The 23,542-nt window shown below is 58.5% G+C and carries 20 protein-coding genes and 3 pseudogenes; 17 read left to right on the top strand and 6 right to left on the bottom strand.

Annotated features, from left to right (window positions below):
• Window positions 1-10 precede the first annotated feature (10 nt).
• Both FA87_RS02540 and FA87_RS20170 read left to right on the top strand, forming a co-directional pair.
• Window positions 11-793 carry an NrdJb gene (locus FA87_RS02540; RefSeq protein WP_043692146.1) on the top strand — a complete coding sequence of 261 codons (783 nt, stop codon included), beginning with the start codon at window positions 11-13 and terminating at the stop codon, window positions 791-793.
• A gap of 164 nt (window positions 794-957) precedes the next feature.
• Window positions 958-2,076 carry a DNA cytosine methyltransferase gene (locus FA87_RS20170; protein ID WP_081996438.1) on the top strand — a complete coding sequence of 373 codons (1,119 nt, stop codon included), beginning with the start codon at window positions 958-960 and terminating at the stop codon, window positions 2,074-2,076.
• A gap of 39 nt (window positions 2,077-2,115) precedes the next feature.
• Here the strand turns inward: FA87_RS20170 and FA87_RS20615 are convergent, their stop codons facing one another.
• The 3 genes from FA87_RS20615 to FA87_RS20180 form a co-directional block, all read right to left on the bottom strand.
• Window positions 2,116-3,858: a response regulator receiver domain gene (locus FA87_RS20615; protein ID WP_156128480.1), complete on the bottom strand. Its 1,743-nt coding sequence runs from the start codon at window positions 3,856-3,858 to the stop codon at window positions 2,116-2,118.
• The gene (locus FA87_RS20175; protein WP_043692151.1) at window positions 3,851-6,787 is read right to left on the bottom strand and encodes a sensor histidine kinase; all 2,937 of its coding nucleotides are present in this window, start codon (window positions 6,785-6,787) and stop codon (window positions 3,851-3,853) included. Before FA87_RS20175 ends, FA87_RS20615 begins: the two co-directional genes overlap by 8 nt.
• A 141-nt stretch (window positions 6,788-6,928) precedes the next feature.
• Entirely contained in the window at window positions 6,929-7,366 is a 438-nt protein-coding gene (locus tag FA87_RS20180; RefSeq protein ID WP_197062458.1) for a very short patch repair endonuclease, read from the bottom strand.
• Between the two features lie 371 nt (window positions 7,367-7,737).
• Here FA87_RS20180 and FA87_RS02555 point away from each other — a divergent pair.
• The 6 genes and pseudogenes from FA87_RS02555 to FA87_RS20625 form a co-directional block, all read left to right on the top strand.
• Window positions 7,738-9,390: pseudogene (locus tag FA87_RS02555) on the top strand (type IV secretory system conjugative DNA transfer family protein); the annotation flags it as partial.
• A gap of 604 nt (window positions 9,391-9,994) precedes the next feature.
• Window positions 9,995-11,314 (top strand): hypothetical protein, encoded by a 1,320-nt coding sequence (locus FA87_RS02560; RefSeq protein ID WP_043692154.1) that lies wholly within the window; start codon window positions 9,995-9,997, stop codon window positions 11,312-11,314.
• Window positions 11,265-11,723, top strand: a complete 459-nt coding sequence (locus FA87_RS02565) for a hypothetical protein (RefSeq protein WP_156128481.1) — start codon at window positions 11,265-11,267, stop codon at window positions 11,721-11,723. The genes FA87_RS02560 and FA87_RS02565 overlap by 50 nt, the downstream gene beginning before the upstream one ends.
• 34 nt (window positions 11,724-11,757) lie before the next feature.
• A pseudogene (locus FA87_RS21060) lies at window positions 11,758-11,919 on the top strand (type IV secretory system conjugative DNA transfer family protein); the annotation flags it as partial.
• Between the two features lie 641 nt (window positions 11,920-12,560).
• Window positions 12,561-13,298, top strand: coding sequence for a hypothetical protein (locus tag FA87_RS20620; RefSeq protein WP_156128482.1), 738 nt, complete (start codon window positions 12,561-12,563; stop codon window positions 13,296-13,298).
• 161 nt (window positions 13,299-13,459) lie between these two features.
• Window positions 13,460-14,063: pseudogene (locus FA87_RS20625) on the top strand (transposase); the annotation flags it as partial.
• Window positions 14,064-14,246: 183 nt separating this feature from the next.
• Here FA87_RS20625 and FA87_RS20920 read toward each other — a convergent pair.
• Complete coding sequence (locus FA87_RS20920) at window positions 14,247-14,564, bottom strand: thioredoxin family protein (RefSeq protein WP_043692167.1); 318 nt, start codon at window positions 14,562-14,564, stop codon at window positions 14,247-14,249.
• A 185-nt stretch (window positions 14,565-14,749) separates the two neighbouring features.
• Here FA87_RS20920 and FA87_RS02595 point away from each other — a divergent pair, with 185 nt between their 5' ends.
• From FA87_RS02595 to FA87_RS02610, 4 genes are all read left to right on the top strand, one after another.
• Window positions 14,750-15,394, top strand: coding sequence for a hypothetical protein (locus FA87_RS02595; RefSeq protein ID WP_043692169.1), 645 nt, complete (start codon window positions 14,750-14,752; stop codon window positions 15,392-15,394).
• 65 nt (window positions 15,395-15,459) lie between these two features.
• Window positions 15,460-16,716, top strand: coding sequence for a hypothetical protein (locus FA87_RS02600; protein WP_043692172.1), 1,257 nt, complete (start codon window positions 15,460-15,462; stop codon window positions 16,714-16,716).
• Between the two features lie 211 nt (window positions 16,717-16,927).
• Complete coding sequence (locus tag FA87_RS02605) at window positions 16,928-17,503, top strand: hypothetical protein (protein ID WP_052191100.1); 576 nt, start codon at window positions 16,928-16,930, stop codon at window positions 17,501-17,503.
• Window positions 17,496-18,572 carry a DUF2235 domain-containing protein gene (locus FA87_RS02610; RefSeq protein WP_052191101.1) on the top strand — a complete coding sequence of 359 codons (1,077 nt, stop codon included), beginning with the start codon at window positions 17,496-17,498 and terminating at the stop codon, window positions 18,570-18,572. The genes FA87_RS02605 and FA87_RS02610 overlap by 8 nt, the downstream gene beginning before the upstream one ends.
• A 44-nt stretch (window positions 18,573-18,616) precedes the next feature.
• Here the strand turns inward: FA87_RS02610 and FA87_RS02615 are convergent, their stop codons facing one another.
• Together FA87_RS02615 and FA87_RS02620 are read right to left on the bottom strand one after the other, a co-directional pair.
• Window positions 18,617-18,910, bottom strand: coding sequence for a hypothetical protein (locus tag FA87_RS02615; RefSeq protein ID WP_043692174.1), 294 nt, complete (start codon window positions 18,908-18,910; stop codon window positions 18,617-18,619).
• Between the two features lie 10 nt (window positions 18,911-18,920).
• A complete protein-coding gene (locus FA87_RS02620; RefSeq protein ID WP_043692177.1) occupies window positions 18,921-19,172 on the bottom strand; it encodes a hypothetical protein in 252 nt (83 codons plus the stop codon).
• A 157-nt stretch (window positions 19,173-19,329) separates the two neighbouring features.
• Here FA87_RS02620 and FA87_RS02625 point away from each other — a divergent pair, with 157 nt between their 5' ends.
• The 5 genes from FA87_RS02625 (at window position 19,330) to FA87_RS02645 (ending at window position 23,437) form a co-directional block, all read left to right on the top strand.
• Window positions 19,330-19,965 (top strand): hypothetical protein, encoded by a 636-nt coding sequence (locus tag FA87_RS02625; RefSeq protein ID WP_043692179.1) that lies wholly within the window; start codon window positions 19,330-19,332, stop codon window positions 19,963-19,965.
• 475 nt (window positions 19,966-20,440) lie between these two features.
• A complete protein-coding gene (locus FA87_RS02630) occupies window positions 20,441-20,728 on the top strand; it encodes a hypothetical protein (protein WP_043692182.1) in 288 nt (95 codons plus the stop codon).
• 203 nt (window positions 20,729-20,931) lie between these two features.
• Window positions 20,932-21,504, top strand: a complete 573-nt coding sequence (locus FA87_RS02635) for a hypothetical protein (RefSeq protein WP_052191102.1) — start codon at window positions 20,932-20,934, stop codon at window positions 21,502-21,504.
• Between the two features lie 20 nt (window positions 21,505-21,524).
• On the top strand, window positions 21,525-22,154 hold the full coding sequence (locus FA87_RS02640) for a hypothetical protein (RefSeq protein ID WP_156128483.1): 630 nt from the start codon (window positions 21,525-21,527) through the stop codon (window positions 22,152-22,154).
• Window positions 22,155-22,219: 65 nt separating this feature from the next.
• Complete coding sequence (locus FA87_RS02645) at window positions 22,220-23,437, top strand: aminotransferase class V-fold PLP-dependent enzyme (protein ID WP_043692187.1); 1,218 nt, start codon at window positions 22,220-22,222, stop codon at window positions 23,435-23,437.
• Window positions 23,438-23,542 lie beyond the last annotated feature (105 nt).

Here is a 23,542-nt window from a genome sequence, read left to right on the forward strand (position 1 = left end):
GAAGAAGATCATGGCGATCAAGATCGACAAGAAGATCAAGGGCTACAACGTCGTCAAGCCCGAAGACAAGGCCGCTCCGGCCCCCGTCGTCGCACCCGTCAAAGAGGTTGCGCCGGTCGCCGAAGTCATCCAGATGCACGAGAGCCTCGAGCGTCCGGAAACCCTGGTCGGCAGCACGTACAAGATCAAGTCGCCGCTCTTCGAGCACGCGCTGTACGTGACGGTCAACGATATCGTCCTGAACGCCGGTACCCAGCACGAACAGCGCCGCCCCTTCGAGCTCTTCATCAACTCGAAGAACATGGACCACTTCCAGTGGATCGTGGCGCTCACCCGAATCCTGTCCGCCGTCTTCCGCAAGGGTGGCGACGTGACGTTCATCGTCGAAGAGCTCAAGGCCGTCTTCGACCCCCGCGGCGGCTACTTCAAGGCCGGCGGCGTATACATGCCCAGCATAGTGGCCGAAATCGGCGGCGTGATCGAAACGCACATGAAGTCGATCGGGCTTATCCACGATCCGGAAATGAGCGAGGCGACGCGCAAGCTCATTGCCGAGAAGCGTGCGGCTTACGAGAACGCCAATGCTAAGCCGGCCGCCGCCGCATCGGCCACCCCGGCTCCCGCTGCTTCGGTAGGAGCCAGCCCTGCTGGCGAAAGCCAGGCCGCCTCGCACACCAATGCTTCCGGATTCCCGGCTGGCGCGACCCTTTGCGCCAAGTGCAATACGCAGGCGCTGGTGCTGATGGACGGGTGCCAGACTTGTTTGAATTGTGGGTATTCGAAGTGCGGGTGATCTGCTCGTAGCTTTATGCTGGCGCTAAGTTGGCGCCCTTGAGTCAAAGTCTCGGTCCCCTGACAATACCCGCCGCGCCCGTGCCAATGCATGTGCGCGGCTGATGCCGTTGGTGGCACGCACCCTATGCAGGACTGAAAGTGACTCGTCCACGGAATTCAAAGTTGACCCCCCGCAGGCGCAGGGCTGCGGATAAGAAGCTAAATTGCGTCGATCTTTTCGCTGGAGCTGGGGGCTTTTCTCTAGGCGCTATCGATGCCGCCCTAAATGTTGTCGCCGCCGTTGAACTCAATTCCCGAGCCGCTCGTACTTATAAAGTGAATCTTTCCACGAAGTACGGGGTCACTCTCTACGAGCGCGATATAACCGCCTTAGATCCACTTGAAGTTGTGCGCGCCCATTTTTCTTCCAGAACCAAAAAGTGCGATGTCGTGTTGGGAGGGCCGCCTTGTCAGGGCTTCTCCGTTCACAGAATAAATGGCGCCGGCGTGAAGGATCCTCGCAATGAGCTTATCCTCCGCTACTTCGACTATGTGCACGCGCTCCGTCCAAAAGTCTTCTTGATGGAAAATGTTCCCGGAATCCTGTGGCCTCGGCACAAAGATTTTTTGGACGCTTTCTATGAGGCAGCTTCTGCATCTGGCTACCGAACATTGGCCCCAGTGATCGTCGATGCTCGTGACTACGGAGTCCCGCAGCGACGGAAGAGAGTCTTTATTCTTGGAATTAGAGAGGATGTTCAACTGTCGTTGACCTGGCCTCCGCGCCCTACACACCATGATCCGGCGATAGAGCCATCCAGGAAACGCATGAAACCGTGGGTCCCCGCTTCGACGGTTTTCAATAAATCAATTCGCAAAGCTGATCCGAACAATATTCACATGAATCATTCGGCTGAACTGGTCGAGGTTTTCAGAGCTACACCCAAGAACGGTGGTAGTCGACATCAATCAGGGCGTTTGCTGGCTTGCCACGATGGGCACTCCGGCCATAACGATGTCTACGGGAGAATCGACCCTGAAATCGCTGGGCCGACGATGACCACGGCGTGTATCAATCCTTCAAAGGGGCGTTTCGTTCACCCTACTGAGCATCATGGAATTACCGTTAGGCACGCCGCTCGCTTTCAAACCTTTCCGGATTGGTTTGAGTTCCAAGGTGGCCTTATCGCGGCGGGCGAGCAGGTAGGAAATGCAGTTCCCGCAAAATTGGCGGCAACTCTTCTTCGGGAAATTAAGTCCGCACTTCGCAAATCTTCCACAAAAAAAACGAAGAGCGGATGAACGCAGGGCGCGCGCCGCAGTTCATCCACCCTCTTTTTGTCAAGCGGTGACTGGCCTTGCTGTCGCTCCCTGCAAAGGTTCTGAGCCTTTCATGGGGAGGTCTAGGTAGTCGACGCCAATTCTCCCTGCTTGGTGGCCAGCTAGGGTTAATAGGCGGCCAGCGTACTCATTACGAAGCCGCGCGACGACTCCGAAGGTCTTCGACTCTAGAACTACGTCACCGTCTGAGTTTTTTGCGAGCACGCGGCCATTGAACGATCCCTCGTTGATGGCACCAGCGCCATCTAGGAAGATTACTTCAAGGTCCATTTGACGGCTATGTTCGTCAGTGACTTCGAAGGCAATCCAGCTTTCGCCTTCGGTAACAAAAATATGTCGGCCGCGTTCAGCTTCTCGGAGGCATTCGATGACGCTCTTTTGATTGGAAATGCGTCGCAGTCGGGCGGCTGTTGCGGGTCTAGAGGGCGAAATTTCTTTAGCGATACCCCGCATTGCCTGCCCCGGTACCAGGTCGCAAGCTGGCGATGTGCACAGCCAATAACGCTTCCCGTGTGAGGATTCGCACGAGAACACTAGCCCTGTCGTAACGTGATCATCCGACAGCCGATCGGTGCTCAGGTACTCGTTTAATGCATGATAGATAGCGCCGTCTTCCACTTGCTTGTCAAGCTTGCTCCCAGATCGCGCGTGCGTAATGGCTTCAACTCCTGCTTCAATCTTGAGGAGTTGCTGGCCGAAGCTAACGATTCGCGCATCAGCAGTACGAGCGAGGTCGCTGGATAGGCGACTGTAGAGCTCAATAAGTCGGCGTTCCCGCTCGTTATCGGATTTCGCCAGAAGTAAATAAAGATGGAGTCCGGATTGCTTTCGAGCATCGCCAAGTGCAAGCGACTCTGACATGCTTCCTGTTTTTTCGAGTGCGCTTCTAGCGTGCGTCAACAGTACGCGGAGTGGTTCGGGATTCCAAAGTACCAATGCATCCAAAAGCTTATCGACTAAGACGCCCGCGTCCTCGCGCTTGTTTACGATCGCTACAAAGACATTTCCCGACGCAACCCAGGGTACGTCGCTTGTTGCCTGAAAATCTACTGAGTGCGGAGTATTTTTGGGTCGGTGGTCAATGGTCGATGCAGATAGTTGCAGGGCTAACTTACTGTCAATAAGTGCGCGCAGATGCTTTTCCTGAAGAGCACGCGGAACGTCAAATTCTTCTTCGAGCCGCTTCCGTATGGCTACCGCTTCAGGTGGTAGTGACTTCAGCGAAAGGTGAGCGTCAATAAGTGCTGCAGAAAGATCGTGCTCAAACTCATCGAATTGTCCAGTTGTTTCCCAGTATTGGCGTGAATCTTCGTCTACAGCCGGGCCCGCGCCGAGTGCATAAGCAACATCGCGTGCGACGGCAGGAGCCTCCGCAGATGTGTATATAACGACCAAGTTGAAGTGCTGTGAGGCGGCGAGTTTCTGAAGAATTCCAAGTGCGCGTGTCGGATCTTCTGGTCTCGATGGATCCAAGTGATAATCGAGGACCAAGAGGTCTGACTGATGTAAGTGTTTGTTGTCTTCGAATCGCTCGGCAACGTGAATGCCATTGTCGATATCACACAGCCAGCCCGAGCGCCGACACAACTCGAACAAGCCTACAGCTCGCGCGTGCTCTTGAAGACCGGTCTCGTCTTGCGCATTTTTCGTAGCGTAAGTCGGGAACTGGTCATCGAGGATTAAAGCGAAGCGTATCGGTTTTACGAAAGCTTCCTCGAGGAGGTCTCGCGGTACGTTAGGCATCGAATCCGTTCCTGAGTGAAATCTTGAAGTTTGCGCCGCTCAAAATCTTGTCTGAGGGCGACGTTACATAAGAAATTGTGTGGCCGCCGGCAGCTAACGTTTGCTGGCATAGATATAAACCGACGCCTCGGCCCCGAAGTCTTCGCGTGAAGAAGAGCTCAAAGAGATGGGGTACGTCGTCGCTATCGATGCCGGTTCCAGAGTCGCCAATGATAATTGACGAATCTTGTCGCTCGAGCCGAATAGCCTTCTTTGGTGTTCCGCTAATCCAGTGAACCGCGTTATTCAAAAGATTAATGAAGACAGGAAAAATGCGTGACGGGTACTCTGTGATAGTACTTTGCTTGAATTCGTCGGACGCCGAAAAATCTATACCCCTTTCCTCAAATGATCCGAAGAAACGGTGTAGATAGTCGAATATCTCATCACCCGAGATCTGCCTTCGGAGGTCCCTCCCCGAAACTTGCAGTTGCGACAGGAATCTAAGGCGCTCAACAAGCTCTCGGCGTGACGCGTCGAGACGAAGAAAAGCTGGTGTCCCGTGAACTTCGCTAGGCATCGACTTCATGCTGGCGGTCATTCTGCTATCTAAGGACTGCAGCTCGTGACCAAGAATCTCAACGCTAATTCCCACTTGAGCAAGGCTCTGAATCTGCTCGAGCTTTCGTTCAAGCGTCTCGCTGTGCGCTCCTGCATACGCGAAGGCGCTATCAAGGTCGACCCCGTTCGCGAGCTGCGATAGCGCGCGTAAGTATGGTTCGTAATAATTCCGATGTTGCTCGCCGAGCTTCTCTCTTATCTCATCCATCTCGTCCAAAATCGCAGCAAGAGACGCACGGCCGCTTTCGATGTCCGCGACTAGCGGGCTCGCTGCTTTGTAAAATTCACTTCCATCTGCGCTAAGTTGTTGATCAAGACGAGCGTGCTCAGCTCGCAATAGTTCGCCCGACTCCCTCCGCCAGTGCGCTAATCTGTCTGTAAGAGCTTTTTGATTGCTTGAGAGCCTTGAGCGAGCGACCTCGACGGGTGGCTTTGCGCGTAGATCTTGTACGCCAGAATTCCACTTTTCTTGGGTCGCAGTGAGGGATGATGATGCCCTTGCGAAACTATCCCGAAAGACGCGATAACGGTCTTCAAAGGTTCCAAGAGATTTTGGCTTCGGCGGTAGCTTCAAGTCGGCGCGCTGTCTAGCCGCTTTCTCAATCTTTCCTGCAAGTGACCATAATGCGTCTCCATCGCCTTGCGAAATGGCGAGATCGACCTCTTGCATGAGGTCTTGGGTTGACTCCATCAGCTCGCTAAGAAGCGTCTCTCGATCTCGCACGATGGCCCGAAAAGCATTCAGCTGAGAGCGACCGGCTGCTTTGGCCTTCTTGGCGGCGGCTTCATTTTCAGCCTGAATTGCAGGCAGCAGTTCGGTTCGTGACTGCGATCCATGTCCGAAGTACCGGCGGGCAGCAGTTCGGAGCAGCTCGATGACGAGCATTTGCATGGCACGACTGGCAGCGTTGTCTATGAGGCCTTCCCGTCCCGCTTTGTCGCGAAGGTTGGGATTCTCGGATCTAGTTATTCCGAGCCGGCCAAACATTCGGCGACTTGCCCAAAATTCTCGGCCGGCGTGGTGGCTTCTGCGCTCCTCGATCTTAAAGAAGTCGTTCTCCGGCCTGCCATAAGGCATGACACGGAGCCCGTCGCGGTACATACTGAGCCCCGAGTGTGTTTCTGCACGAGAGTGCACCGCTTGATGAATTTCGGGAGGCAGTGCTGATGACCGAAGCTCGACCTCATAGGTTCCGATGCTCACTTCAAATGGGCCCACAAGATCCTTTACGGCTGTGGGTGGCGGAGACGCAGGGGTGAGCTCGATTTCGCCGAGATCTCTACCGAACGCGCGCACTTTTCCTCGAAAGACGCCAAACTCGTCGAACCGGCCGAGAAGCGCGTGTTCGAGTCCTTCAAGAAATGCTGATCCGTAGTCATCGCTTCGGCCGAGTACTTCGTGCTCGCCCATGCGGTCGTGAACGACTACCCGATAACTCATCGATGAGTCACCAGCGTCACTGTAGGGATCGGAAAATCCTGTAAGCGTTCTTACAAGCGAGGCGCGAATAGCCTCTGATTCATCGGTATCGTACTGAGGAGTTCCTCGAATCCAAGCCGAGAGCGCACCGTTTATATCGCTTAAGAGTAGTGCAGTTCCAGAGTGCGTCTCGCCGCGCCAAAGTGCCCACGTCTCGAGGCAGTCGAGGGGAACGGATTGTGCGCTAACGGAGTCGTAAATTTGATTTGATGTTGTGGCCTGGGTTCCAGCATCAGCAGCCTCCGCTGCATCGAGCGAGCGCCAGGCGTTCGAGAGGCGTTCTCGGCGATCATCGGGTCCAGCGGAACCGTCAAGATTTTCCAGGATGGTAAACTTCATCTCTTCGAGTCGACTCTGCAACTCATCCGGATGCGAGAACTCGACTACAGGGATGCGTACATCGTGAAGGAGGACGAAGGGATTCTCGAACAGCCGCCAATCGACAAGTGCAGCAATGTATGCACTATCCTGTGACTTCGAGACAATTAAGACTGAAGAGGCGAGGGCTGCAACAGAGAGGCGCCCGATGCCTTTTTGTCCTTGCCTTGGACGCGCGGATAAGCCGAGTTGATCGCCGACTTCTTGGTCCTCCGAACCAACTTTTGAGGACGTACCTACTACGAGCCACTTGCTCACGAATTGCGTAAGCGACATGCCGTGACCGTCGTCGCAAATCAAAGCAACGTTGGTTGGGATTCGTTCGAAAATTTGAAGGTCTACAGACCTTGCATAAGCATCGTAAGCGTTCTTCCAGAGCTCACTTATCGCCGTAGGAACGTCTGCAATTTGTTCTCGGCCAAGGTGGTCAATGGTCCTTGCACGCGTTTGAAATGACAGGGCTTCGGTCATCGTTGTCTCGATCCTTGGGTCGATTGTATCGTTCCCAGAGTCAGGCGTAAGCGATCGGCCGGACGCCAAGATTTTTCCATTATTTCGGATATCGGCTTCTACGCGTGAATCTTTAACGACTGCTGCTCCGGCCGCGAATGGTCAGAAGAGTCCCTGATTGTCCATTGAGCCAAACCCTTGATAGACGGTTCTCCAAACCTGCACTCGACAGCTTGCTTTTCCGGACAGCGCGCACTCCCAGACAGTAACCACGAGCCAACCGAGCTCGACAAGTTGAGCGTCGTTTCTCTGGTCTCGTGCACGATTAGCGGCTATCTTTCGTGCCCAGAAATCTCGCCGGGTTGCTGGGAGACTGCCTTTGTGGCAGTCATGTCCGTGCCAAAAGCATCCATTGACAAAGATTATTGCACGGTATTTCGGCAGGACAATATCCGGCGTTCCGGGCAACGAGGTGACATGAAGCCGGAACCTAAAGCCTAGCTTGTGAAGGAGTTTCCGTGTTGCGATCTCTGGTCCCGTATGTCTCCGACGGATCCTTGCCGTCGATGCTGACTTACAGTTGGGCTCACTATTGCCCATGAGGGTCTTACAGTTTTCTGCGCGCGCGGACGTTCTCACAGTGACCTCGGGTAGTGCGTGGACATGTAGAAGCGCCGCTCGGTGTAGCTTCACCACGATGCCTTTCGTGAACTATCGCCGCGAGGCCTTGGCCCGCTTGCGATGATCCTCCCATCAGGGACTACGCGCGCCCGTTGGAGATTTGACTCGAGAACGGGTCAGCACTCAACCGGAATGCAAGCTTGACGGACTGAGAGGATTCGTTCGCGTCCGTTATTCTCACTGGTTCATGAAAATCAGATGGTTACTGCCGTCATCGGTCTGTATTCTCTCGCGCCTCCCACCGCAAGGAGCACCCGCGAGTGCATTGGAAGACCAAGTTCTGTCTAGGATTGACCCTGCTTTTCGCCGCAGTCGCCGGGGCCCTCTACCTCTCAGGTTTCCTCACCCTCACGCTCATCGGCGTGCAGACCCAACTCACCTGGAACCTCTGGTGGCTCTACTGGCAAGCCATCGCCTTGCCGCAATACGCCCCCTACGTCTGGAAGATCCAGCTCGCCGGTGCCGTGGGTTTCATCGTCCCGCTCGCCGCATGGATCGCCATGCTCGTCCCGCTGCTCAAGACGAAGCCACGCGCTCTCCAAGGCGACTCTCGTTTCGCCCGCCGATCCGATCTAGCCAGGGCTGGCCGTCTTAAGAAGTCCCCGAGCGGAATTGTTGTAGGCAAATTCGGCAGGCAGCTCGTTCGCCTCTCCGGCCAGCAGTTCGTCATCCTCGCTGCGCCGACGCGCTCGGGCAAAGGCGTCGGTGTTGTCATCCCCAATCTGCTCGAGTACCAGGAATCCATGGTGGTCCTGGACATCAAGCAGGAGAACTTCGACCTGACCAGCGGATGGCGCAAATCGCAGGGGCAAGAGATCTACCTGTTCAACCCGTTCGCCGAGGACCGGCGCACGCATCGCTGGAATCCGCTGAGCTACGTCTCACCGAAGCCATCGTTCCGGATCTCGGATATCCAGTCGATCGCGGCGATGCTGTACCCCGATGGCGACGACGCTCAGAAGTTCTGGGTGAGCCAGGCACGCAACGCCTTTACCGCGTTCGCGCTGTACCTCTTCGAGAACTACGACGTGGAGTGGCGGCTCAACGTGACCAGTGAGTCGTTGCGCTTCCCGACCCTGGGCGAGGTGTACCGTTTGTCCTCGGGCGACGGTCGGGACCTGCGGGCGTATCTGCGTGGCCTGTCGGAGAAGACATTCCTGGGCCTGGAAGCGAAGCGTGCCTTCGCCAACCTGCTGTCCCAGGCGGAAGAGACCTTTGCGTCGATCATGGGCACGTTCAAGGAGCCCCTCAACGCCTGGATCAATCCGGTGCTGGACGCGGCCACGAGCGACAACGACTTCCTGCTGACGGACGTGCGCAAGAAGCGCATGACGATCTACATCGGCATTCAGCCGAACAAGCTCGCCGAGAGCCGGTTGATCATCAACCTGTTCTTCAGCCAGCTGATCAACGTCAACACCAGGGAGCTCCCGCAGAACAATCCGGACCTCAAGCACCAGTGTCTGCTGTTGATGGACGAATTCACGTCGATCGGCAAGGTGGAGATCCTGGCTTCGTCCGTGTCGTACATGGCCGGCTACAACATCCGCCTGTTGCCGATCATCCAGAGCATGGCGCAGCTGGATGCGACCTACGGCAAGGACGTCTCGCGGACGATCATCACCAACCACGCCATGCAGATCATCTACGCGCCCCGGGAGCAGCAGGACGCGAACGACTATTCGGACATGCTCGGCTATACGACGGTGCGCAAGGAGAGCGTCAGCAAGGGACGTGAGCGCTCAGTCAGCCATTCGGACGAGCGTCGGGCCTTGATGCTGCCGCAGGAGCTGAAGGCGATGGGGACGGACAAAGAGGTGATTCTGTTCGAGGGTATCCCGCATCCGGTGAAGTGCGACAAGATCAGGTATTACGAGGATCGGCGGTTTACGAGTCGACTCCTCAAGCGGGTCGATGTACCCGCCCTACGGATTGACGAGGCGCTCAGTATGGCGAACAAGAAGGTGACGTTGACGGCCGCCGCGGGGCTAGCGGTGGCTGGGCTTTTCCAGGGTGCCGTGGCTGAAGCTCCGGCGACGCAGACTCATATCAGCCCGCCGCGAGCGGCGACGGCGCATCAAAAGACGACGGAGGTGGTGGGCCGGTTTGTCGAATTCGTGGAGGGACTCAAAGCGCCTTCCGATATCACGCCAGCCAACCTGGAGAAGGCATTGGCCATCAGGCTGGACCATGGGGATCGCAACTACGGCTACACCGGACCTACCCTGGGCGGCGGATGGTCGTTTTCGATCCTGTTTCTTGCCCCGGACGGGCCTACGAAAGCCGTCGTGCTGATGTTCGAGAACAATGATGTGTCAGCGTCGTCAGCGCCCGCTTGCCTGATGGATCTGGAGAGCACGCGAGCCGCATGGCGTGCAGCGGGCTACCGCGAGTCGGAAGATCGAGGCGAAATCGGCCAATTCCTTGCGTTGCTCTATTACAAGGGCGACGTCGAGGTAAACATAGACGCGCGGCGCATCCTGGTAGACGGCGAGCGTAAGTGCATCGGCATGGTGACTGTTACCGGATAAGCCCCAAGGAGGGGACATGACAAAGTTTGAGCCCGCGCTGGATGCAACTGTGGCGTATTTTGCAAATCAGCCAGGAGTGACGCCGGATCAGGTGAGTCAGCTCCGGAGCACGATTGAAGCCGATCATGACGTCCTGAAGGGACTTAACGGTCTGGCATCAACGGGACACTTGAATGGCTTCGCACCGTCGAACGAGAGCGTTCCCGTCGGTGCCCTCGACCCCAGGAGCGGAGTTGTGGCTTTGCCCGCAACGGCGCTCGACGGCTCGAGCGAGGGCGCTGGAAACAGCGACCTCCATTCGGTCCTGCGTGTTCAACGAATGGTCGGCGAGATGTCAGCGTCCACATACCCGGATGCGCAGGGAAGGTCGAGGCATGTCTCTGCCGATATGGTCGACAACCTTCAGGATGTGCTGAACGGCTCACCCGTGCTGGCCGGACAGATCAAGCGCGCGGCTAGCACTCCGGATCCTGTCTCACCAGGAAGTCGGCTTCTGGACCACATATCGGTAATGAAGAGCTCCGGTGGGACCGGTGGATCCTACGACGGCGACAAGCACACGATGAACATTCCATCGACGGCGCTGGCCTCGAAATCGTTTACCGCAGATCATGGGGCCTTCAGGTCTGGAAGCCTGACCTTTGTCATCGGCCACGAAGTACAGCATGCCTTCAATCGCCAGATGGCGGCCGAAGCAAAGCGCACGCTGGTGGCTGATGTGAAGGCTGTTGCCCGGGGTGCTTATTCAGTCCATGACTACACACACGTTGTCAAAACGTATCTTGATGCGACGCGAAGAGACGAGGCGTCAGCGGAAATAGGAGGCTGGAATGCCCTCCGCAGCCGCCTTCAGATGAACAATCGCACCGTTACAGCGGACGACATGCTTGCGAAGGATGCTTCTAGGATCGGTGACTTCGTTATCTTTGATGCGAAGACGAGGACAGCCAAATTGCGTCCGGGACTTGAAGTCAACGCTGATCTGACAATGCCGCAGTCTGAGAACAATATCGAGGCCATGGGGCGCAACTATTACGAGCGGCCATCGCCACGTCATATTCCCGAGGGCAACCGGAAGAATGTCATGAGCCTTGGTGAACGCGGCGAGCTGGATTACCCGAACCACTACGGCGCATACCCAGTACATGTCATTGCATGGGCGGAGTCGAATGCGCCGGTCAGGCCGGGCCCGAAGCCAGAGATTACCATCAACATGGCAGAGACGGGGCTTTGGGAGGACCTTCTGGAGCGAAACGGCCTCAGCCTGGGAGATAAAGTGGAAGACGATGCCGTATTACGACAGCAGTCAGCTTCCCTCCGCGCCGAAAGTCTTTGACCATACCGTTGGTGCACCCGCTAGATCGTCCTCTCGGCCGATTTCATGGGTTGACGAAGACAATTCCGGCCATCGCCTGAATACCCCTCTGCATCGCGAGGTGAGAGAAGGACTGCCTGACGGAACGTCCGAGGATCGCATCGCGGAGATAGCGCTAGCGGCTAAACGGGGCGGCATCGAAGCGGGCCAGATCAGAACGCTGGACGTCCAGGGCGACCGCCTGATGATGACGGGGGAGACAGTCGGCACCCGCGCAATCGTCGACCTGAGCAGCGCACCCCCGCCCGCGCAGGAAAGCAATCAACAGTTCCAGGCGACGGAGCAGGCACAGCAGCAGATGATCCAGGAGCAGCAGGCCCAGGCGCAGAGCGCTCAGCAGAGCGCTCCGGTCATGTCGATGGGGGGATAACCCAACCGTCCCTGTCTAGCTCTCAGCGTGCGCCCTTTACCCCCTGGAGCTGAAGGCGATGGAGACGGACAAGGAGGTGATCCTGTTCGAGGGTATCCCGCATCCGGTGAAGTGCGACAAGATCAGGTATTACGAGGATCGGCGGTTTACGAGTCGGCTGATGCCGAAGGTTGAGGTTCCGGCATTGGACATCAAAGGGACGGGAATCATGGAGAGCAAGGCAATCGCGGCGTCAGCGCTCACTGCCATGGTGATCGCAGGATTCTCGCAGGCAGCCGCGAGGTACCCGCAGGGTGAGTCAGTGGCTAACAATGCGCCGGCGAATATGGTCTCCGCAGCGCGCATGGTGCGGCCCATGAGCGCCGAGGCGGCGTCTCAGAAGATGCTAGCGTATATTACGGGTCTGACGTCGAGGTCCGATTTGTCCGTTGCGAGTATCGAACAGGCGATGGGCGTCGTACTCGAGATGCAAGACGGCATCGCTGGATACCAGAGCGCCGACGTCGGCGGCGGCTGGATTTACTTCGTGAAATTCATTCAGGAAACCCGTGCCGTAAAGCGTGGCGTGGCGTTCGAATTCTATAACCGAGACCGATCGGCCGACATTGGCGCCGTCTGCGCGCTGCCCATCGAGAGCTACAGGGCAACCCTCAGGGCATCGGGATACGAGGAAGATGAGCAGCGTGGCGAGCTCGGTGAGCATTTGTCGTCCCTTTATTTCAAGAACGACATCGTGCTTTCTATCGAAACGCAAGAGAGCTACATCGGCGGTAAGGCGGTGACGTGCGTTAGATCCATGCGCACCAACAATTGAGTCCCACGGCAAGGAGCCTGTAAGTGTCGCGTCCAAATCATCAGCTCGAAGCAACGAGCCATACATTCTCAACGCAACCGGGCGTGACGCCTGGGCATTTTTCCCTCGAACACTTCGCGGTTCTGCGGCCAGGCTTGGCAGCTGGCGTGAATGCGCTAGTGGCTACGGCGAGCCTTGGCCTCGCATTCGCGGCGCCGGCTGGGACGTTTGGCGAATTTGCCCAGGGCGCGCCAAAGGCGCCGGAGAAGACCGCTACCGAACTGGCTGCCGCCAGTACAGATGCTGCCGTTCCGAGTGTAGATGAGATATCCAGTAAGTTTTTTGCCTATGCAGGTTCGATCGTTCTTCGTTCGGAAGTCACACTCGACGGCTTGAGAACAGCTTTTGGTGTTCCCGTGAAGATGCGGGATGGTTTTGCCTCATATGGAAGCGGCGACCTTGCCTCGGATCTTTTCTACACCCTTCGATTCGTACCAAAGCACGGTAATCGAGAGTCGACATTCCGCATCGGGTTTGGTGAGTCGTCCGGGACGGATGGTCGCCTGAGAACCCTATGTGCTATGGAGTTCACGTTGCTGAAAGATCACCTTATCGCACTTGGCTACTACGAAACGATCATTCCGGACGAGATCGGGCGAATCGAGTCCGTACGCTACTCGCGAAATGAAATCGACCTGTGGGTGACGCCGTCACTGATCCACCAGCATGGGCGTGATTCCCATTCGACGATGTGTGTCGAGTCGGTATCGATGTTCGAGTAAACGAATTCAGGGAGGAAACATCATGGAACGGATCGACGTCCCCCCAGATTTGAGTAGCGGCCCGGTTTCGAGTCCGATCCCCCACGAGAAGTAGACTGGACGTGAAGAAGCGCTTTTCAGAAGAACAGATCATTGGCTTCCTGCGTGAGGTCGAGGCCGGCATGCCCGACAAAGATCTGTGCCGCAAGCACGGTTTCAGCGAGGCCTCGTATTACCTGTGGCGGAGCAAGTTCGGTGGCATGAGCGTGCCGGAGGCCAAGCGGCTGAAGGACCTTGAGACCGAGAACGGCCGACTGAAGAAGCTGCTGGCCGAGCAGCTCCTGGAAAATGAGGTCATTAAAGATGCTCTGCGATAAAATGGTGAGCGAACCGGACCGGCGTGAGCTGGTGCGCTATCTGGTCGACCGGGAACTGAGCGAGCGTCGTTCGCTGGCGATTGCCGACATGAGCGCAAGCGCCTACCGCTATGAGCCGCGCCCCGACCGTAACGTCGAACTCCGCCAGATGATCTGTGCGCTGGCAAATCGCCATAAACGCTATGGCGTGGGCATGATCTATCTGAAGCTCCGCCAGGCCGGGCAGGCGGTGAATGACAAGCGAGTGGAGCGCCTGTATCAGGAGGCCAGCCTCCAGGTGCGGCGGCGCAAACGAAAGAAAGTCCCGCCGACCGAAAGGCAGCCGCTGCTTCGTCCAGCGGCTGCGAACGAGGTCTGGTCGATTGATTTCGTGTTTGACCGCACCGCCGAGGGCCGCGTCATCAAATGCCTGTGCTAACGATTTGGCGAAAGGCTCACAGTGATTCCGGACTCAAGACCGGACCGCCATTGCTCTGGCTCATTTTTACTAGGCAACCGGAATCTGGCCCGACGAGGGCGCACTGATCATGATTCAACGGTAAATGCGCCATCGACCCAGGCGATCCAGGTCAATCGAGGTTCCCCGTGTGCCTCATTCGGGTTCGCCCTGAATTAGCTTGCGGATCCTTTCCGAGGATCGGACCCCTATTTCTTTTGCTACTAGTCGGCCGTTCTTGAATACTAAAGTTGCAGGAACACCCGTTACTCCATATTTTGCCGCTACGTCGCGGCAATCGTCGACGCTGGCTTCAACTATTCTGACGGACTCGGCAGCGGCGGCGGATTCGGCATCCGGTGCCGCCGTGATACCAGGTCTGTTCCAGTCCGCATTGAAGTAGCAAACTAAAACGTTCTCGCCCGTAAGGGCAATATAGTCCGACAGCGTCTTGTCGTCTGAGAGCTTGTCCATTGTCTGTTGCTCCTGAGGCGCTCGGCTACTGTTAGCCGAGATCATTAAATCACGGCGATCCGGCGTCTGCCGGGTGGTCGGCCGTCTGGCCGAATGCGAAAACGGCAAGGTCAAACAAACGTGTCTGTATTTTCGATTCGAGATACAGATATGCTCTGCAGCCGTCTCCAGTAAGGTCGATATCAGTGAGATCGAGCCTCCTTGCATGCTTATTCCTTACGGCTTGGGTAACCGGCCCCGCCTCGGCCAAGGACCTCGGCGTAGCGCCTCTCACCGGCCCCGACCTCGAAGACGTCACCAGCTACTACGACAACGGCGCCCAGCTCCTCAAAAGCCTCGAATACCGCGACGAGTACGGCAACTACCGCATCCTCGCCTTCGGCGCGAACAAGCAAGGTCCCAAGCTCGAGCCGAACGACTACGTCACCCTTCACGCCTACGGCTTTATCCAGGACCACGGTGGCTATGACACCCGATGGGAGATCAAGGACAACAACGGCAGCGAGCTCTGTGGCCTGCGGTTGCTGACGCCTCTGGTCGACGTCATCGATGGCGGCGACGGCAACGCCCTGGTCACGGTCCCCTACTGGACGGCCTGCGATGGCCTCGACGCCACCGTCGTCAAGCTGATCATGGTCTACAAGGACAAGAAGTACGCCATCCGGGGCAGCCTGCCGAACCAGGCGAGCGACGAGATCACCCGCACGCCGGGAGACAGCTTCAAAACCCTGCCGGAGGTCGTCCAGAAGACCGCGCTTGCCTACTATGCCAGGGTAGAGGTCGCCGCGAAGAAGGCGGCGGACTGGAGCGATCCCTCCTCAGGGAAGTAAAGGCTCTTGATCCAGGCCCGGTGATGTATGCAGGATAGGCGGTCAGGGGTTCACGGAGACTAACGGTGCTTGAACGCACATCGCGCCTGCTACGTATCGCTTTGATCGTCCCGCTGCTCGGCCTCCTTCCCGGTGTATCGACGGGCGCCGAGCCGAATGATTTCCCGCACTTCGTTGCTCACGCGCAAGTCATCTTCCAGGGCAAGGGTGACGACTTCGCCTCTTATGTCGCGCTTCACGACGCCTACGACCGGCTGACACCTGCGGCTCGCAAGGGCGCCGGCCAGCTCCTGTCCATGATCGACGCCATGTACGGGCGCTACGACGAGGCGAGTGGACACTACGCCGACACGTTCCCCGCCAAGGCGCCGCCGCTCTGCCCGTCGAGTCCGTACGCGCAGACACCTTTGGATGCGGCGATACTCACGGTAGCCGCCAGGTCACGCGTGCTGCTGATCAACGAATCCCACTCGATGGTCCAGGCGCGAGCGGCGATCATCGAGCTGCTTCCCACCTTGCGCAAAGCAGGCTTCACGGACCTCGCGCTGGAGGCTCTCAACCCGGCGAACGCCGATCCACTGATCAATGCACCCGCCGGCGCAGGACGCAGCGCCCTCCCCGACGACATCAAGGCAGGCTTCTACCTCCGCGAGCCCGTGTACGCGAGGATGGTCGAGAACGCGAAGTCCCTGGGCTTCGGCCTCGTCGCCTATGAAAGCGAAGACGTCGATCACCGACGACGGGAAGCCCAGCAAGCAGATCATCTTCAGGAATGGCTGAATTCGCACCCCAAAGGGCGGTTGCTCGTCATCGCAGGCTACTCGCACATCTGGAAGAACGAGGGCTGGATGGCCGAGAAGCTCATGGCGTCAACGGGTGGCGCCGTCGTGTCGATCGATCAGATCGATGGCCTTGGTGGATGCCGGGGACCGAAGCCAGCGGCCGTGCCGTCCCTGTGGCTCTCGTCGGCAGGGCAGGCCTGGACATTACACCCGGAGCGAGTCGACGCGACGGTAACCTGGCGTACGAGCGACCGGCGCGGTCACGCTTCGACCTGGTTGTCTCTTGGCGGGATGCGGAAGCCCGTATCGGTCCCGAGTGCATGCCACGGTAAGCGGCCATGTCTTGTGGAAGCGACGCGGGATGACGCGCGCGGTGGTGTCCCGGAAGATCGCCTCGTTACCTTTAAGGCATCGGAGTCGTCCATTCTGTACGTCACTCCTGGAAACTATGTCGTGGTCGAGCGAACGCTGAAGGACGTACGGAGACGAAGTCTCGACGTGCAGCGCGATGGGACCCCGGTCTGGAAGCTCCTGCCTTAAGGGACTCGCATAACGTAGCGCGGGCTGATCAGTTGGTCATGTTCCACGTTAGGATGCCCCATCGATCGGCAACTCACGCTGCCGGAAGGGGGTGCGCGTGAAGCGCGGCAGCCCTCTGACGTTTTGCCTGATTCTCTTGGCCCCGTCGTCGTTGCCAGGAGCAATTCAGCGGCGGATAGCAGATAGGACGATAATAAGAAAAGGACCGGGAATGCCCTCACACACACCAGACCCCTCATTAGCCGGCCCCCTCTACGGAAGGGATCCCTGGCCGCTCCGCTTCCACTCCCACAGTTTTGACGCAATCTGCTTCAACACGCTGGCATGCAGCATCGTCTACGACCGTCGCCAGTTTGGCACCCAGAAGCTTGACCAGCGCGGTGAACCTTACGACGACATCTCAGGTGAGCCATCTTTTGGAGCATGGCGTCAGCGCTGGACAGGACATCACAGTGTCACTCCCGCCAACGGCAGGACATTCCCGTCCGATGTTGAAATCAAATGGAAGTCACTGAGCGGTGACTGGCAAGCGGCAACGCTCGATCTGGACAAGATATTCAGGCGCCGCATCGTTCTCCACAACGTGGCCCGGGAGGACGTAAAGGAAGCCTGGCTGGACGCTAAGTCCGTACATCCCGTGAGCCCGGACGTTCTTGTTGAAGTTAACGACCGGACGATCAATGTCTTCATGCGCGCACTCGTCGTGACGGAAGTCGCGCAGGAGCCTGGCAATGCAAACAGCCATTACCGTGACGACCTGATGCTGGCATGGAGTCGCCGTGACTGATCGTAAGGCCATTGCCGCGACAAAGGTCCGGATTGCCGCCGATGGCATCGGCGATGATGGCGTAGGACATACCTGTCTTACGGATGCACAGCTGGATCCCTATGCCGTCGCCATCGGAGCCCTGAGCCACTTCGACGTACCCATACTCGTCAGGGCCGGCCATCCTCACGAAAGACTCTTCGTCGTCATGTTCGATGTGACCCAGCGAGAGAAAACGTCGGTCGTCGATCGCCCGCAGAACGTGTGCAAAATATCCGATGACATCAGAGCACGGGTCCAGCTTGGCAACGACGAGGTGCGAGGCGTCTACGTCACTGGCCCTGGCGTGCCGGACGGCTGGTTCGCACCGTTCACCGATCGCTACCGGAAGAAAATCTTCGAGCAGGGCATCCACCGGGCATACGATGACCTGATCGTGACAGCCAATCGCTGGAGGCGCGATGATCCTGACGCCGCTATCCGTGTGCACAGCATCGGCTTCAGCCGCGGTGCCAGCCAGGCCGCCGTATTCGCCCGGTTGCTCCACGAACGAGGAATCCCATACCTCGACAGCGAAGTGCGTTCCGCTCAGGGCTCGGTTCGCTATGAGCGATACATCACTGAGCCCGGGCAAACGATTCAGACGGTCGGACTTTTCGACCCCGTCGCGACCGGGTTGCCGATACTTTTCGATAGGCGGCTACCACCCAGTGTCGTCTCAGGACTTCAACTTACGGCGGTGCATGAGCGGCGGGTCGCATTCCGGTCGGATCAGATTCTCCCGCCCGGCTTGTCGGAGGACGGTCGCTTCCTGCATCTCATGCTTCCCGGCACTCATGCGGACGTGGGCGGCGGGTATTGGCGAGACGGGTTGTCGATACGTGCAGGTAACATCATGCGGAATTACAGCAACGCGCTGTGCGAAAGGCCTTACCTGACGCTGGACTTTGAGCCAATGGACCAGCGCCTGAATGTCATTCACCAGTCTCACGAGCACACGACGATCTCTCGCCTGGATCCCCGTGTGGCCGAGCGAGGCACTCCCAGCGGAACCAACACGGTTCTGGTTCCGGAGAAGGTGGATCGGTAGCTGCCACGTGGCACCTGGCGCGCCGTCAGCTGACCGTGCTTCCGTCACTTCTTCGGCACGTCATCCAACGTCATAAACATCTCCATCCCCGCCCAGTTCTCCGTCACACCACTAAGCACCCGACCATCGCACGTATACGTCGTCTCATTGGTGGTCGATTGCGCACGCACCTGGCTCGGGTCGGTGACGTCGTAGTTGGTAATCACACGGTAGTCGACAAAACGTGCGCGCCGGGCGGAAAGTATCTCCACGCCCATCGTCGGGATGGTCTGTTTTCCCCACACGTTGCCGTTCTTCTCGATGGGCGTACTCGACCAGGCTTTCAGGTCATCCTTCATGGCGTCGAGCCTAGCCTTTGCACGCAGCGAAGCTTTCCATGCCGGTGTGTTTGAAGGGCAGCTTGAGCGCTTTGAGGAAGCTCGGTGACGACAGGTCGGCGGAAGCATTCAGGGCGCCGAGCGCGTTGAGCGCCCGGGTGCCGATGGCCGGAATATCGACGCGTTTGGGCGGGGCTTCCGCCGCGGCAGCGAAGGGCAGGGTCGCTGTAAGGACGAGCAGGGGTAGCCGCGAGCGCGCCTGGGGTGTCGTTCCCGATGCCATGTAAGTCACTCCTTTGATGTGCCGCCGAAATGTACCGCATGGTGTTCGATTTTTTCTCAAGCCGAGGGCGATTGTTCAGCCCATAGCAGGTCCCTCACCCACGCGGCATACTTGCCGCCATCAAGGGGGGAATATGGCGTACGGAAAACGATGGGCAATGGCACTTACGATCGCCACGCTGCTCGGCAGCGGCCATGCATCGGCGCAGCGCGACGATCCTGACTATCCGCCCGTCGTGCCTCCCCTGGGGACCGTCGTCGCCAGCCCCGAAGCCTTCCTGACGAAGCTCTTCGGTAAGCCCATTGGCTGGATCATCAAAGCGACAGGCGACCTCGATGGTGACGGGCGCGACGACTGGGCGGGTGTCGTCCAGTGGGATGCCTCATCGGTGAACCAAGCGCAGCTCTTCATTCTGCTGCAACGGGCCGACGGAACGTTCGTCCTTACGGAGCAGTCCAGGGCGTCGGACACATACCGTGCCGGCGTCGAGTATCTGACCATCGAGGACCGTGGTGTATTGACCCTCCATTACAGCGTGTCCTGTTCAGCCACCTGCCACGCTGGCGTCAGGCTGCACTACAAGTTCTACAAAGGTGCCTGGACACTTGTGGGCAGCGACGAGGAGTCCTTCGAGACGGACTCCCAGGCCGAAACCCGCTATTCGACGAACTTCCTCACCGGGCGTACGGTCACGGACGTGATGGCAAGCAACGGAAAGGTCGCATCGTCGACGGTGGGACATACCGACAAAGCGCCCGCCCTGTTGCACGACGTAAGCGTGTTCGGCAATTAACGACCACAAGATCGGTTGCGCCTACAGACAACCGCAAGTTGATTTGCTAGTTTCACCTCGTTGCCTGCGTCGTCGCTGTCGAAGCCTCGCAGGCAACCATCGCTTAAAGCGGTGAGAAGCGCGGCCCAAGGGTGCTACCAACACCAGAGGGCCGCTGACCACAATAAACTCTAGGAAGTGCATCGTGGCTACCCCCGATCATACGGTACTCGCTCGCCCGCCGGATCCCCCCGGCGACAACCCCACCGGTCACCGGGACGTCTGCCGACCTCGCAGACACGGTTGAAGAACCGCGGCCGCAGCCGTTGAACCGCAAAGCGCGCTGACGCCGCCACACACTTCGTCAATCACGCCGCCCCGGCGCCTGGTCGCAGGCAGCCGATGAACCCGCGAATCCGTTTGATCCGCGGCACGCCCGGTTGTGCCTGGCGTGCCGCACCTGGAAACGCAAAAGGCGGCCAGCAAGGAGACTGCGATGTCGGTATCGAAGGAACATCAGACAGAAGGTCCGCTGTGCTATCACGCGGATCCGGAAGCAACGGCGCATGCGCTGTTGAATGAAGCGACCGAGTGGCTCCAGTTCGCGCGGGGGCTTACAGGGCTATTGGCCGATCTGATTCATGAGGCGGACTCGGTGGATTGCCGGCGCATGGCGTTGGGGCTCGAGGCCATTGGCGCGCTGACGAATATGGGGGTGCAGTGTGCCGCGCAGGCGCATGTGCGGATGTGTTGGGAGCAGGCGAGGGCGGAATCTTCGGAATGACTGACAAACGAGTCCCTCCTGATCGCCCTTGAGGCGCCGTAATCAAGCAATCCATAGGGTGAGGCCTGTCCGGGTTTCGTGAAGAAGCCCGCCGTGTGGCTGTTTGCCAGCCATGGAGCTCGGTAGACTGTATCGCGCACGTATCCGTCGCGGACTCTGATCGGATAAAGGTGTAGGAACTACGTTGATATGGAGAATCGAGGATGCCGTCGTACAAGCCGCTCGCTTCGCTAGCCGGACCCCTTTACGGGAAAGACCCTTGGCCATTGAGGTTCTTCGGGCATAGCTTCGCTGCCGCCTGCTTCAACACGATGGCATGCAGTCTTATCTATAGCGGGCACCAGTTCGGAACTCGTCGGCGGAATCGTGATGGCGAGCTTTGCGATAAGCCGTCCGGCCCTGTGCCTTTTGAGAACTGGCGCGACGACTGGAGTGGCAGCTACAGCATTATTCCCGTCGATGGTCGTGAATTTCCCGGCCCTGTGGAGATTGAGTGGACGTCCATGGATGGGACCAGTCATTCCCTCTCGATCAATCTTGATGAAATTTTCAAGGATCGATTGATCCTGCACAGAGTTACTCGTGACGAGGTAAAGGAATCTTGGCTGGATACGTTGTCGATTCAGCCTGAAGTTCCGAGCATTCTTGTTGAAGTCAATGATCGGACGGTCACCGTCTTTATGCGTGCCTTGATCGCCACGAACGAATACGTTCCGGAGGGTGCTATGGGGCGCTTCCGCAATGACCTGATTTCGGCTTGGACGCATACCTACTGAGCAGGGAGTGCTCGCAATGAATGATTCATCGGCACCCGTCGCAACGATCCGCTGAAGCACCTGATGCGCTACGCCAGAGAGAGAACCGGATGAAGTTCATGAGAGCCGCGGCGATATCCTTCATGGCCAGCTTTTGGCTGGCCGCGTCAATGACGAGTGCGGCCATGGCAGCACCTGCGAAGGCTGCCTCCGAGCCCACCTCAATCCATGCAGCCGAACGCTTTCTGTCGTTTGTCGCGGGCCTTGGTCGGCTGTCAGATGCATCCGCTGAAAGCCTCGAGAAGAAGCTTGGCGTGAGCTTTCAGCGTGAGGGCACAGTTTCCGGATACCGGAGCGCAGCCGGTCCAGGAGGGTGGCAGTACTTCATCGACTTCTATTTTCGAGATCCGCCCAGCCGGAATGGATTCAGCTTCGAGTTTGTCAACCTTGGCGGATCTGCCGACCTGTCCCCTGTGTGCTTCAACTTTGATCGACTGAGGAGCACCCTGCATCAGGCTGGTTTCGATGAGCAAAAACGAGTGGGAGAAATCGGGGAGTTGATTTCCTTCAACTACTTCAAGGGTGATCTCAAACTGGCCGTCCTGATTCAGTCGCCGACGACCGGCGACAGGAATCGAAACTGCGTCCGCCGCATACAAAGGCTTCAGTAGCGAACGCAGCGCACGCGGCCACGGCGAGGTAACATTCCCCGTCCCGAGCCAGCAAGGATTCCGCCATGTCCCCCGCGCCAGGCATCCCCCCGATCCCACGGGATGCCCTGCAACTGCCAGCCGACGTCCTCTGGCTGGCGCATTGCAAGGATGGCCCCATCCCTCGCGTCGCGGCGGAGGGTGTACGTGCGCTGTTGGAAACCGAACTCGAGCCCTGGAACTTGCGCTGGCAGGAAGACTTCCTCGACGTCCAGGCGCGCCTGCGTCACGCGAGCGCGGCGTTCTTCGCCGTCGATGAAGCCGACATCAGCCTCGTCGCCTGCACGTCGGCCGGGCTGGAAGCGATCTCGCTGGGGTATGCGTGGCAATCGGGTGACGAGGTGCTTATCCCCGCCGGGGAGTTCTCGAGCAATCGCCTTCCCTGGCTGGCGCTCTCAGCTCGCGGCCTCGTCTGCCGCGAGGTGGAGCTGTGGCCAGACCAGCTGGCCGCCAACCCCGCACCACCCCCGCCCGGCATCGAGCCCGAGCAACGCCTGCTCGATGCGATCACACCGCGTACGCGACTGATGTCGGTGTCATGGATCCGCTTTCAGGACGGCACACGGCTCGATCTGGATCGTCTGGGGCAGGGCTGTGCCGCTCGTGGCGTGCATCTCGTGGTCGACGGTATCCAGGGTGCTGGCACGATGGTCCCTTCGCTTACGCATGTGGATGCGTTCGTCAGTGGCGGTCACAAGGGCCTGCTCGGCACGCAGGGGCAGGGCGTGATGTGGACCCGTCCGACGTTTCGGCAGCGGTTGGTGCCTCTCGGTACATGGCTGTCCGCGCCCGCGGCGTTTTCGCAGTCGGGCACGCAGGCGGATGCGGGCGACCTCTGGGCGAGTGACGGGCGCCGGTTGGAGGCGGGTAGCCCGTCGATTCTTTCGTGTGGCGCGCTCGGTCATTCCGTGCAGCTGTTGCTCGACAGCGGCGGCGCGCGCGCTATCCAGGCGCACGTCATGGCGCTGCAACGGTTAGTACTGGAACGACTGCTTCCCCACGAGGAATGGTCCTCTGACGTCGCGCGTCTTCAGGGCTTGCTCGAATCCGACAGACTCGGACCGACCTTGTCGTTTCGTGTCGAGGACGATCGCGCCGAGCGGCTTCTCGCGACAGCGGCGAAGCAGAAGATCGGTACGAGTACACGCGAGGGCTACCTGCGCGTGGCGTTGCACGGCTGGCATTCGGTGAGAGATGTCGAGCGGACGGTGGCGTGGCTGACGCAAGTGGACATCCCCCGCTAAGCACGTCCATCCGCCAGCGGCTCCCTGTTCTCGGTCGCTTCCTGACAATTCGTCTGGGCTGATACTCCGCATGGAGGATCGAAGACGCTGTCCCGCACGCCTGTC

The sequence above is a fragment of the Luteibacter sp. 9133 genome, assembly GCF_000800155.1.
GTDB classification, from domain to species: domain Bacteria; phylum Pseudomonadota; class Gammaproteobacteria; order Xanthomonadales; family Rhodanobacteraceae; genus Luteibacter; species Luteibacter mycovicinus.